Annotated in this window: 10 protein-coding genes; all 10 read left to right on the top strand. The window is 55.8% G+C overall.

The annotated features are described in order from the left end of the window. Window positions 1-74 precede the first annotated feature (74 nt). The 10 genes from atpE to ABC336_RS18615 all read left to right on the top strand — a co-directional run bounded on the left by atpE (window position 75) and on the right by ABC336_RS18615 (window position 12,117). Window positions 75-287, top strand: coding sequence for a F0F1 ATP synthase subunit C (atpE, locus tag ABC336_RS18570; RefSeq protein WP_128657627.1), 213 nt, complete (start codon window positions 75-77; stop codon window positions 285-287). 108 nt (window positions 288-395) lie between these two features. Further along, a complete protein-coding gene (gene atpF / locus ABC336_RS18575) occupies window positions 396-881 on the top strand; it encodes a F0F1 ATP synthase subunit B (protein ID WP_413240052.1) in 486 nt (161 codons plus the stop codon). Window positions 882-948: 67 nt separating this feature from the next. Then, the gene (atpH, locus tag ABC336_RS18580) at window positions 949-1,425 is read left to right on the top strand and encodes an ATP synthase F1 subunit delta (protein ID WP_413240053.1); all 477 of its coding nucleotides are present in this window, start codon (window positions 949-951) and stop codon (window positions 1,423-1,425) included. A 15-nt stretch (window positions 1,426-1,440) separates the two neighbouring features. Then, window positions 1,441-2,946, top strand: coding sequence for a F0F1 ATP synthase subunit alpha (gene atpA, locus ABC336_RS18585; RefSeq protein ID WP_413240054.1), 1,506 nt, complete (start codon window positions 1,441-1,443; stop codon window positions 2,944-2,946). Between the two features lie 156 nt (window positions 2,947-3,102). After that, window positions 3,103-3,963, top strand: coding sequence for an ATP synthase F1 subunit gamma (gene atpG / locus ABC336_RS18590; RefSeq protein ID WP_413240055.1), 861 nt, complete (start codon window positions 3,103-3,105; stop codon window positions 3,961-3,963). Window positions 3,964-4,002: 39 nt separating this feature from the next. Further along, window positions 4,003-5,406: a F0F1 ATP synthase subunit beta gene (gene atpD / locus ABC336_RS18595; protein ID WP_413240056.1), complete on the top strand. Its 1,404-nt coding sequence runs from the start codon at window positions 4,003-4,005 to the stop codon at window positions 5,404-5,406. A 39-nt stretch (window positions 5,407-5,445) separates the two neighbouring features. Beyond that, the gene (locus ABC336_RS18600; protein ID WP_413240057.1) at window positions 5,446-5,847 is read left to right on the top strand and encodes a F0F1 ATP synthase subunit epsilon; all 402 of its coding nucleotides are present in this window, start codon (window positions 5,446-5,448) and stop codon (window positions 5,845-5,847) included. A gap of 247 nt (window positions 5,848-6,094) precedes the next feature. Further along, window positions 6,095-8,293 carry a methyl-accepting chemotaxis protein gene (locus ABC336_RS18605; RefSeq protein WP_413240058.1) on the top strand — a complete coding sequence of 733 codons (2,199 nt, stop codon included), beginning with the start codon at window positions 6,095-6,097 and terminating at the stop codon, window positions 8,291-8,293. A gap of 195 nt (window positions 8,294-8,488) precedes the next feature. Then, window positions 8,489-11,251 carry a CHASE3 domain-containing protein gene (locus tag ABC336_RS18610; protein ID WP_413240059.1) on the top strand — a complete coding sequence of 921 codons (2,763 nt, stop codon included), beginning with the start codon at window positions 8,489-8,491 and terminating at the stop codon, window positions 11,249-11,251. Further along, entirely contained in the window at window positions 11,248-12,117 is an 870-nt protein-coding gene (locus ABC336_RS18615; RefSeq protein WP_413240060.1) for a CheR family methyltransferase, read from the top strand. The genes ABC336_RS18610 and ABC336_RS18615 overlap by 4 nt, the downstream gene beginning before the upstream one ends. The last annotated feature ends 89 nt before the right edge of the window (window positions 12,118-12,206 follow it).

The raw sequence follows: 12,206 nt of genomic DNA on the forward strand, positions 1-12,206 counted from the left end.
CGTCCTATCCCGGGAACATGATACACAGTCAAACCAAAATAAAACAAGCAATCCCTTAAGGAGGATATTTAAAGATGGAGTTTTTGGATGCAGCAATCGTAATCGGTCTAGGTGCAGTCGGCGCTGGTTTTGGTAACGGTATGATCGTCAGCAAAACAGTAGAAGGTATTGCTAGACAGCCCGAAGCCAAATCCGCACTGCAAACAACAATGTTTATCGGTGTCGGTATCGTCGAGGTTGTGCCGATTATCGGTGTCGTTCTTGGTTTCCTTATTTTCTTCACTTAATAATCGAATCAATCATATCCAGGCGGGGAAGCGTCAGCCTCCACGCCTTCGTTATGATTCGGGCTATTCCGCCCAAAGGAAATCACCTGAGCGAAAGGAGTGTCATCCGTGGATTTTGTATGGACAAATACAGTCATTATGATCTTGGCGTTCGCGCTGTTGTATTGGCTGCTAAGCAGATACGCATTCGGACCTCTTATGAATGTAATGGAGAAACGAAGAGAGTTGATCCAGGAGCAGATCGCAACTGCGGAGAATAACCGCTCACAGGCCGAGCAACTGCTCGCCGAGCAGAAGCAACAGCTTGATCAGGCGCGCAAGGATGCCTATGAAATCATCGAACAATCGAAGATGACAAGCGCCAAGCAGGCAACTGAGATCGTCAATACAGCCAAAGCAGAAGCAACCCGTCTGAAAGAAGATGCGGTGAAGGATATCGAGAGCGAGAAGAACAAAGCGATCGCGACGCTGCGCGGCGAAGTGGGCGAATTGTCCGTGAAGATCGCTTCGAAGATTATCGAGAAGCAAGTCGACAGCAAATCGCAAGAGCAATTGGTTAACCAATACCTCAAAGAGGTAGGAGGCCGCTCATGAGCCGCGAGTCCGTCGTCGCCAAACGTTACGCCAAGGCGCTGTTCGAGCTGGCACAGGGACAGAGTCGGTGGCAGCCGTTGAAGACCAGCTGAAGCTCATCGTCGAAGCTGTGCAGAGCGATGCGGAGATCGGCAAGTTCCTGGCCAGCCCCAATATCGAGAGCGGCAAGAAGCTGGCGCTCTTGAAGCAGGCGCTGGGCAGCCACGTGTCGGAGCTGGTCCTGGATATGCTGGCGCTCTTGATCGCCCGCCGACGCCAAGGACTGCTGGGCGAAGTGTATGAAGCTTATACTCGTGTTGCAGCAGATGAGCTGGGACAAGCCCGTGCGACGATCTATACGGCGCAGGAGCTGTCCGAGGTTGAACTGAAAGCTGTCGAAGCCCAATTCGGCGCATTGCTCGCCAAGGTGGTACGGGCGGAGCAAGTGGTGCAGCCGAATCTGCTGGGCGGCATCCAGGTGCGGATCGGCGACCGTCTGTACGACGGCAGTCTGTCCGGCAAGCTGGCCCGTCTTGAGAAAACGTTGAAAACTAAAGCATTGTAGATAGGGGTGAACGAATTGAGTATCAGACCTGATGAAATCAGTACGCTGATTAAACAGCAGATCGAACAATATAAATCCGATATCCAAGTCGTTGATGTCGGTACGGTCATCAACGTCGGTGACGGGATCGCCCGTGTGCATGGCCTCGAGAACGCGATGGCCGGAGAACTGCTCGAGTTCGCCAACGGCGTGGTGGGCATGGCGCTCAACCTGGAGGAGAACAACGTCGGTGTCGTAATCCTTGGTCCATATACCGACATTCGTGAAGGAGACCAGGTCAAGCGTACAGGACGCATCATGGAAGTGCCCGTAGGCGAGGCGCTGCTGGGGCGCGTTGTCAACCCGCTCGGCCAGCCGCTGGACGGCAAAGGCGAGATCGTAACCACGGCTACGCGCCCGATCGAATCTCCGGCTCCCGGCGTTATCGACCGTAAGTCGGTTCACGAGCCGATGCAGACCGGGATCAAGGCGATCGACGCGATGGTGCCGATCGGCCGCGGTCAGCGCGAGCTTATCATCGGTGACCGTCAGACGGGTAAGACAGCGATCGCTATCGATACGATCATCAACCAAAAAGGCAACGGCATGAAATGTATCTATGTTGCCATCGGTCAGAAGCAATCTACGGTAGCCAATGTAGTAGAAACCCTGCGTCGTCATGGCGCAATGGATTATACGATCGTCGTTACCGCTGCTGCTTCCGAACCATCCCCGCTCCTCTTCCTGGCGCCTTACGCCGGTTGTGCGATGGGTGAATACTTCATGTACAAAGGCGAGCATGTACTCGTTATCTATGATGACTTGACCAAGCAAGCTTCCGCATACCGCGAGCTTTCCTTGCTCCTGCGTCGTCCTCCGGGCCGCGAGGCATATCCGGGCGACGTCTTCTACCTGCACTCCCGCTTGCTGGAGCGCGCTGCCAAGCTGAGTGATGCGATGGGCGGCGGCTCCCTGACGGCTCTGCCGTTTATTGAGACGCAGGCATCCGACGTATCGGCTTATATTCCGACCAACGTCATCTCCATCACCGATGGCCAGATCTTCCTGGAGTCGGATCTCTTCAACTCCGGTCAGCGTCCAGCGGTTAACGTCGGTATCTCGGTATCCCGGGTAGGCGGCTCTGCACAGATCAAAGCGATGAAGAAGGTTGCCGGCACCCTGCGTCTGGACCTAGCGGCTTACCGCGAGCTGGCGGCATTCTCCCAGTTCGGCTCCGACCTGGACAAGTCCACCGTCGCTCGTCTGAACCGCGGTGCGCGCACGCTCGAGATCCTCAAGCAAGGCGTCAACCAGCCGATGCCGGTAGAGAAGCAGGTCGTCAGTATCTTTGCTGCCGTCAAGGGTCATCTTGACGACATCGCTGTCGATGCGATCCTGCGCTTCGAGAGCGAGTTCCACGCCTATCTCGAATCCAATCAGCCGGAAGTGCTGACCTCGATCCGCGACACCAAGGAGATTACGTCCGATAACGAGACGGCTCTGGTGGATGCGATCAACAAATTCAAGCGCAGCTTCGGTTAACCAGTATTACAGACGATACAGCTTCCCCTCCCCGGCGCGGCCGGAGGAGGGCTCCCTATACAAGAACCAACACCAGGCTTAGGAGCACCTTCGCCTTGAAGGTCTCGAACCTTCAGGCAACGGGGCGCTCTATAGCAACAAAGGCGGGTGAAACGATTGGCTAAAGGCATGCGCGATATCAAGCGCCAGATCAAAAGCGTACAGAACATGAAGCAGATCACCAAGGCGATGGAAATGGTGGCTGCTGCCAAACTGAGACGTGCGCAGGAGGCTGCCGAAGCGGCTCGTCCTTATGCGGATAAGCTGAAAGAAGTGGTCGCCAGCATCGCAGCCGGTACCAAGGATGTCAAGCATCCGATGCTGGAGACGCGTCCGATCAAAAAAGTCGGCTATCTGGTTATCACCTCGGATAAGGGACTGGCCGGCGGCTACAATGCGAACGTTCTTCGCAAGGTGACGCAGACGATCCTGGCGCGGCATAAGTCGCAGGATGAGTATGAGCTGTTCGTCATCGGACGCAAAGGCCGGGATTACTTCCGCAGACGCAATATGCGAGTGATGGAGGAGATTACCGGATTGCCGGATATGCCGACATTTGCGGACATCAAGTCGATCGCTTATACGGCGGTCAAGAAGTACGAGGATGGCGTCTATGACGAGCTGAACCTGTTCTACAACCAATTCGTCAATGCGATGTCACAGGTTCCGACTGAGAAACGCTTGCTGCCGCTGGAGGATGTAGGCGGAGAAGCAACTGTGGCCAGCTACGAATATGAGCCTTCGCCGGAAGGTGTGCTTGAGGTGCTGCTGCCCAAGTATGCAGAGACACTGATCTTCAGTGCGCTGCTTGACGGCAAGGCAAGTGAGTTCGGCGCGAAGATGACGGCGATGGGCAGTGCGTCCACGAACGCATCGAAGATGATCTCCGGACTGACACTCACGTACAACCGTGCGCGTCAGGCTTCGATCACGCAAGAAATCTCCGAGATTGTGGCTGGTGCAAACGCCCAATCCTAGGAAACGGATTGAACATAGAAGGAACCAGGAGGGAAAAACATGAAAAAAGGACGCGTTGTATCCGTCATGGGTCCTGTTGTCGACGTGGCATTCGAACGCGGACAACTGCCTGAGATCTTGAATGCCATCAAGATCAAATATGACGGCGGTGCTACCGGTAAAGACATCGACCTGACGCTCGAAGTGGCGGTCCACCTCGGCGATAACATGGTCAGAGCGGTTGCGATGAGCTCCACGGACGGACTGGTCCGCGGCTCTGAAGTTATCGACACCGGTGCGCCTATTACTGTACCAGTAGGCGCGCCTACATTGGGCCGTATCTTTAACGTATTGGGCGAGCCCATCGACCAAGCGGGTGAAGCGGTATCGGAGATCAATCTGCCGATCCACCGTCCGGCCCCGGCATTTGACGAATTGTCCACCCAAGCAGAGATTCTCGAGACCGGCATCAAGGTTATCGACCTGCTGGCTCCTTATGCCAAGGGCGGCAAGATCGGTCTGTTCGGCGGTGCGGGCGTAGGCAAGACCGTAACGATCCAGGAACTGATCAACAACATCGCCCAGGAGCATGGCGGGATCTCCGTATTCGCTGGCGTAGGCGAGCGCACACGTGAAGGCAACGACTTGTACCATGAGATGAAAGACGCCGGCGTATTGCCGAAGACCGCGATGGTATTCGGTCAGATGAACGAGCCGCCGGGCGCGCGTCAGCGGGTAGCCCTGACAGGTCTGACCATGGCAGAATACTTCCGCGACGAAGAAGGCCGCGACGTACTGCTGTTCGTCGACAACATCTTCCGCTTCACGCAAGCGGGCTCCGAAGTATCCGCATTGCTCGGCCGTATGCCGTCTGCGGTAGGTTACCAGCCGACGCTGGCCACCGAGATGGGTCAGCTGCAAGAGCGGATCACTTCAACCAAAAAAGGCTCCGTTACATCGATCCAGGCGATCTACGTGCCTGCGGATGACTATACGGATCCGGCTCCTGCAACAACGTTTGCCCACTTGGACGCAACGACGAACCTGGAGCGTAAAATTTCCGAGATGGGGATCTTCCCTGCGGTTGACCCGCTGGCATCTTCTTCCCGGATTCTGGCACCTGAAGTTATCGGCCAAGAGCACTACGATGTAGCGCAAGGCGTGAAGCGTCTGCTGCAGCGCTACAAAGAGCTTCAGGATATCATCGCCATCCTGGGTATGGACGAGCTGTCCGAGGAAGATAAAGTGACAGTTTCGCGTGCACGTAAGATTCAGCGCTTCCTGTCCCAGCCATTCCACGTTGCGGAGCAGTTCACAGGCATCAAAGGCAAATATGTAGCTGTCCAAGATACGGTTCGCAGCTTCAAGGAGATCCTCGACGGCAAGCATGATGAGCTGCCTGAAGCAGCGTTCATGTATGTAGGCACAATCGAAGAGGCCGTGGAAAAAGCCAAAACGCTGTAAGAGGCAGTTCTGTAAAGCGAAAAGGCAGGGGGATTTCACATGAGTACCTTTCTATTGGAAATCGTAACGCCTGAGCGCAAGGTATATGCCCAGGATGTCAATATGGTTATCGTACGCGGACTGCAGGGAGAGCTGGGCATCATGCCAGGTCACATCCCGCTCGTCACGCCGCTCCAGATTGGTCCGCTGCGGATCAAGAAGGGCAACGAAGAGACTGTCGTCGCAGTCAACGGCGGCTTCGTCGAGGTGCGCAAGGATAAGGTTGTCGTGCTGGCTGAGAGCGCTGAGCTCTCTGGCGATATCGATCCTGAACGGGCGCAGGCGGCCAGGCAGCGCGCCGAGCAGCGTCTGACCGGCAAAGGCAGCGATGTCGACCGCAAGCGCGCCGAGTTGTCGCTGCAACGTGCGATCAATCGTCTCGAAGTCAAAAAGGGATTCTAGAATTCATGGAGAAACAGGCTCCCGCCTTGAGCGGCGGGCCTGTTTCTTTGTCGATGACGCTGGTTCCCGAGACCTAGAATGATCATAATAGTTCGGAATGCGATATAAATATGGAAATGATTGCGTATAAAAGTTAGAACTTTCGGCTTTTTACCCAAAATATCTGGTTTTATAGTCCCATGTTCCTATTAATTGTGTTATATTAACGAACATAGAGATAACACAATGATTAAGGGTGGGGATGCAGATGTTCGACTGGTTAGGGTTCAAGAAGGGGCTTCCGCTCTGGTGGTCCTACCGATTAAACCGCCACAGCAAAGCAGATGTTGAGAATGTGTTCGAGGGCTTCGCGGATACGCGTAAAAACCTGTTGATCTCCTGGACGGAAGAATACTGGGGGCACTTGGATCGCCTCGGCTATCAACTGAAAGACAAGCTGCACACAGCGGAGTCGTCATCTTTTCTTCAACAACTCCTCACGACCTACACCCGAGCCGCCGATTTCACCGAGATATTTGTGCTCGATCCTGCGGGACGTGTGGTCAGCTCCACGTATGCCGAGCATATCGGTCAAATACACGGTGATGCCAGTCCCATTGCTAGGGGGCTGGCATATGCAAAGGAACGCGGCGGCCGCAAATGTCTGTTCGGGCCCTATCCGGATCCATTGACGGAGACGATCGGCGCGCGCTCCTCCGCTTTCCATGACAAGATGACGCTGCAGTTTATTCTTCCCCTGGTGGAGGAGGGGGCATGCCGCGGGGCGATCTGCGGACGCGTTCCCAACGACGTACTGGGCGATCTCATCCAGCGCGAATCCGGACATGTCTATCCCGACTCCGGCGACAATTACATTTTTATGGCCAGACCTCAGTTGAACACTCATATCGTACCGGGTACCGCGCTCTCCCGCAGCCGCTTTGAGGACCATACCTTTACCCATGGCGAGAACCTCAAAGACGGCGTAACGACGGATTGGGGCGTCGTATCGGTGAAGGAACATACGGAGCTGGAGATTCTGTTCACCGACCCGGCGACTGGAGAGCTTCATCCCGGTGTGGCCAATACGATTAAAAACGGCAGCAACCTGTTCGTTGAGTTCCCCGGTTATTCCGATTATCGTCATATCCCGGTCATCGGGAAGGGGGTCACCTTCCAGTTGCCTCATTGTCCCGATGTGTGGGGCATGATGTGCGAAGGCGATCTGGAGGAGGTCTACCGGCTGCGAGGCATTGATTGGCAGCAATTCAAGATGAACATGGGCTTGCTGCTCGGACTGAGTCTGCTCAGTGGGCTCCTGGTGTTGTTCCTCTCTTCGCTGCTCCCTGCAGGCTGGCTGGCTGCGGCTACGGCTGCTGTGATGCTGCTGGCCGGAGGGATCGGCATACCCGTGATCCAGTCCAGAGGCAGCGGACGTGTCGTCCGTCATCTGCAGCAGATCAACCGGTTCATCCGGATCAATGCGGAAGGTCAGGGCGATCTGACGCAGCGGCTCTCGACCAAGGATTTCGACAATGACGAGATCCGCGAGCTCGCCAAATGGATCAATAATATGATCGACTCCCTCGAAGGCATCATGCTTCAGGTTAAGCTGGCGGCCAAGGATGTCATGTCCAGCCAGCATGAGCTCAATGAATCGACAGGTACGACGGCTGAATCGACCGAGCGGGTGAGTACCCGTGTCCATGATATGATCCGGAGCATCCGGCGCCAGCTGAGAGATATCGATCACGCCAAGGACGCTGCAGCCCAGATGCGGGAGACGCTGCGCGAGCTCGAGCACCAGGCGTCGGAGCAGATTGCAGTAGCCCAGGGCGAGGTGGACCGGATCGGCGGCAAGATGCAGCAGATCTCTGCCAAGGTCGAGGAAACCAACGGTACGATCCGGGCATTTATGGATACAACGCAGGAAATTCGCAGCGTGCTCAGCGTCATCGAACAGATCTCTGCGCAGACCCATCTGCTGGCGCTCAATGCATCGATCGAAGCTGCCCGGGTAGGAGAGCATGGCCGCGGCTTTGCCGTCGTTGCTTCGGAGATCCGCAAGCTCGCGGATATGACGCGGGAGTCGACGGAGGAAGTGCATGGCATCGTCCAGAACATCCATGCCAATGCCCAGCAGGCATTCACTTCGATGGAGGAAGGGACGCTCGTGGTTAGCGAAGGGACGGCACTCGTCGCCGCTGCTTCGGATCTGCTGAACAGCGCCAAGGAAGAAGATCTGCAAAAGAACCAAGTGATCGACGAAGTCGTCAGACTGATGGAAAAGATCGCTGCGGTCAGTATGGAAAACCGGACCATTTCAACAGAAGTAGAGGGCAAAGTGCAGGAGCTGATCCAGGAGTTCGACGGGGTGAGGCATACCTCGCATCATGTGGAGGCGATTACGGCGTTTTTGCAGCAGCTGGTGAGTCAGTTCCAGCTGACTGAAGCCAGGAGACGCTGAGCGCGCCTGTTCTTGTTAGTCGAGCCTGCGGCAAGCTATTGCGCGGCTCGACTTTTTATATGGAAGGGTTGCCTATCGTTTGGATAAAAGATAAGCTAGAAGAGGTGGTTTTTTTATATTATCCAAGCGAATTTTTGCTGAGCCGCTAAAGGACGGCGAAGCCATTTCACCTTGTAAAGGACGGTAAAAAGACACATGTTCAAGAGAATGAAATGGGGTATCCGTTCAAAAATAATAATGGGCTATACCGTGGTCATCCTGTTCCTGACGATCGCCATACTCGTCGTCGGCGGGCAGTTGACCGCTCTGCAAAAGGAGATCGAGTTCGTCGCCGATCATGATATCGAGGTCCATGACCTGACTAATCGGCTGGAGCGGCATTTGCTCAATCTCGAAACCGGACAGCGCGGGTATATAATAACCGGCAGGATCAGCTATCTGGAGCCTTATAACCGTTCCAAATCCAACTGGGAGCAGGACTACAACCTGCTGCATTCACTCGTAGGAGACAACGAGAAGCAGCAGATCACGCTGGAAGCGATCAGAGCGGCGTTCATCGAGTGGATCAGTACTGTCGGCGATCCCAGTATTGCGATGAAGGAGCAGCGCAATGAAGAAGGTGTGGCAAGCTTCTTCATCACGGATCCCGGCAAACGGATCGTCGATCAGTCACGCGAGAAATTCAGCAGTTTCCGGGCGGAAGAGCGAGCTCTCACAACTGAGCGGACGGAAAGTCTAAAGCAGCAGAATATGTGGCTGCAGATCATTCTGTATAGCTCACTGTTACTGGTAGCGGGTATCGCGCTGTCGATCGCGTTCACCGTGTCTGGCAGCATCGTCCGCGCCGTCCGCGATATCAACAGCGCGATTCGGCTGATGGCCTCGCCTGAAGGCGACATGAGCCAGCGCATCACCGTCAAGACGAGAGATGAGATCTACGAGCTGGCTAATTCTACGAATACGCTGCTGGATACCGTGGAGCAATCGCAATGGCTGCAGACGAAGATCACGGAGCTGATCAGCGAGCATCAGAGCGAGACGGATATCGGCGGACTATCGCGATCGTTCGTGAACCGGCTCGCGGAGCTACTGGATGCAGCTTACGGCGTGTTATATTTGCGCAAGCGCAACAAGCACGGCGAAGAAAGGATGGTCCGACAGGCTTCATATGCGATCCCTGCGGGGACCAATGAGCATCTCTCCTTCACACTCGGCGAGGGGCTGGTCGGCCAGTCAGCCCAGGACAACCGGGTCTTCCAGATGAGCGATGTTCCTTCTCATTATTATCATATCAGCTCCGGTCTGGGTGAATCGCAGCCGCAGCATCTGATCGTCGTGCCGTCGAGCTTCGAGAACGAGGTAGTCGCTGTCGTCGAGCTGGCTTCCTTCGTCCCGTTCAGCGATCAGGAGCGCGAGCTGCTCGTCAAGACGATGGAGTCGTTCGGCGCCATCATCAACAGCGCGGCCAGCCGCCAGGAGATCGAAGAGCTGCTGCAGGACTCGCAGACGCTGACCGAAGAGCTGCAGTCCCAGTCAGAGGAGCTCCAGGCGCAGCAGGAGGAGATGCGAGTAACCAACGAGCAGCTGGAGGAGCAGAACCGGCTCGCCGAGCTCAAGTCAGAGGAGCTGGAGAAGATCAGCCAAGCTCTCGAAGAAAATGCAGAGCAGCTAAGGCAGAGCTCCCGCTACAAATCCGAGTTTCTGGCCAATATCTCGCATGAGCTGAGGACGCCGCTCAACAGCATGCTCATCCTTTCCCAGATCCTGGCGGAGAATCAACAAGGGAATCTCGATTCAGATGAGCAGAAATACGCCGGGGTGATCCATTCCGCAGGCGAGGATCTGCTCAACCTGATCAATGACATTCTCGATCTCTCCAAAGTCGAAGCCGGGAAGCTGGATATCGTGATGGAAGAGATGAGTGTGACGGAGCTGACCTCGCTCCTGATGCACCAGTTCGAGAAGACCTCGGAGCAGAAGGGGCTGGACTTCCATATCGAAGTGTCCCCGGACACGGACGATATCTTCTATACGGATAGTAAGCGGCTGCATCAGATTATGAAGAATCTGTTGTCCAATGCCTTCAAGTTCACCGAGCAGGGCTCCGTCACCTTCGCCGCCCGCAAGGCCTCCGAAGCGGAGATCCGGGAGCATGTCCCGTCGCGGACGGAAGCGAATGTGCTGGCGCTTAGCGTTGCCGATACCGGTATCGGTATTCCGAAGGACAAGCAGGCGATGATCTTCGAGGCTTTCCAGCAGGCCGATGGCACGACCAGCCGCAAGTTCGGCGGCACGGGCCTGGGACTCTCAATCTGTCGGGAGTTGACAGGCTTGCTCGGCGGCAGCCTGACGCTCGAGAGCGAGCAAGGGGTAGGCAGTGTCTTCACTGTATATATACCTAGCATGGAACCGGGCTTTGAGGGGTACCGGCCGAATGCGGGCGATCAGTTGGTATCGGCTCAGTCGAATGCTGCAGCGGCAAGACAAGGCAACAGCGATGACGAGGACAACCTTCCGCACCAGCAGACTGCCGAGGCGGAGTCGGCCGAGACGGAAGCCGAACCGCCGGCGATCCAAGGACTTCAAGTGCTGATCGTGGACGATGACGAACGCAACATCTTTGCCTTGACCAATTCGCTGGAACGGGAAGGACTGCAGATTCATGCCGCCCGCAACGGCGAAGAGGCATTGGAGGTCCTGGAGCAGGAGAGTGGCATCGCACTTGTGCTGATGGACATTATGATGCCGGTGATGGACGGTTACACCGCGATTCGCCGCATCCGCAGCATGCCTGAGCACGCGAAGCTGCCGGTCATTGCCCTGACCGCCAAAGCGATGAAGGAGGACCGCGACCGTTGTCTGGAGGCGGGAGCCTCCGATTATATCAGCAAGCCGGTCGATCTCAGACGACTGATGTCGATGATCCGAGTCTGGTTGTCCAAGCAGGCCGGCCGATGAACGATCGGAAGCCTCCTGTCCAGCCGCCGCCGGGCGAATCTGGCAGCACCAGACTGGAGCAGCTGGAGCTCGACCTGCTGTTGGAAGGCTTGTACCGGATGTACGGCTATGATTATCGCAATTATGTCCGCAGCTCTGTCGCCCGCCGCGTCAAGATCAGACTCAGTGCCGAGCGGCTGCCGACGATTTCGGCGCTGCTCGAGCGGGCGCTGCACGATCCGGAGACGGCGCAGCGGCTGATCCATGATTTTTCGATTCCGGTGACCGAGATGTTCCGGGACCCATTATTTTTCCACTCGTTCCGTGCCAAGGTCATCCCGCAGTTGAGACGGCTCCCTGAGGTCCGCATCTGGCATGCCGGCTGCTCCAGCGGGGAGGAGGTCTATTCGATGGCGATTCTCCTCGAAGAAGAGGGGCTGCTCGCCAAGACGCAGATCTATGCTACGGATATTAATGAGACGATGCTCGAGCGTGCGCGGATCGGGGCCTTTCCGCTCAATCGGATGCAAGCGTATACGACCAATTATATTCGTTCGGGCGGCATGCGCGAGTTCTCTTCCTATTATGACAGCGATCAGGTGAATGCCCATTTCAACCCGGAGCTTGTCAGCAATACCCTGTTCGTCTATCACAACCTGGTAACGGACCGATCATTTAATGAGTTCCATGTCATTATTTGCCGCAATGTGATGATCTATTTTGATCTGGAGCTGCAGTCGCGGGTTCACGATCTGTTCTTCGAGTCGTTGGCCCCTGAGGGGATCCTGGCGCTCGGCAGCAAAGAGTCGCTGATGCTCTCGCATCACCGCCAGAATTACCGTGAGCTGGACGCCAGCCAGAAGATCTATCAAGCGCGTAAAGGGTGAGCGGGCAGATGCTTCAGCTAGCTGGATGAAGCCCTTGTCCATTAGACAGTATGCATAAAGCGGGCGCCGTTTCCGCATCCTAGTCGTGA

Source organism: Paenibacillus jepli (assembly GCF_047238105.1).
Lineage (GTDB): Bacteria > Bacillota > Bacilli > Paenibacillales > Paenibacillaceae > Paenibacillus_D.

Bases quoted from the DNA above. Each gene is read 5' to 3' on its own strand.
- atpE (WP_128657627.1), top strand. From the start codon at position 75: ATGGAGTTTTTGGATGCAGCAATCGTAATCGGTCTAGGTGCAGTCGGC.
- atpD (WP_413240056.1), top strand. From the start codon at position 4,003: ATGAAAAAAGGACGCGTTGTATCCGTCATGGGTCCTGTTGTCGACGTG.
- ABC336_RS18600 (WP_413240057.1), top strand. From the start codon at position 5,446: ATGAGTACCTTTCTATTGGAAATCGTAACGCCTGAGCGCAAGGTATAT.
- ABC336_RS18605 (WP_413240058.1), top strand. From the start codon at position 6,095: ATGTTCGACTGGTTAGGGTTCAAGAAGGGGCTTCCGCTCTGGTGGTCC.
- ABC336_RS18610 (WP_413240059.1), top strand. From the start codon at position 8,489: ATGTTCAAGAGAATGAAATGGGGTATCCGTTCAAAAATAATAATGGGC.
- ABC336_RS18615 (WP_413240060.1), top strand. From the start codon at position 11,248: ATGAACGATCGGAAGCCTCCTGTCCAGCCGCCGCCGGGCGAATCTGGC.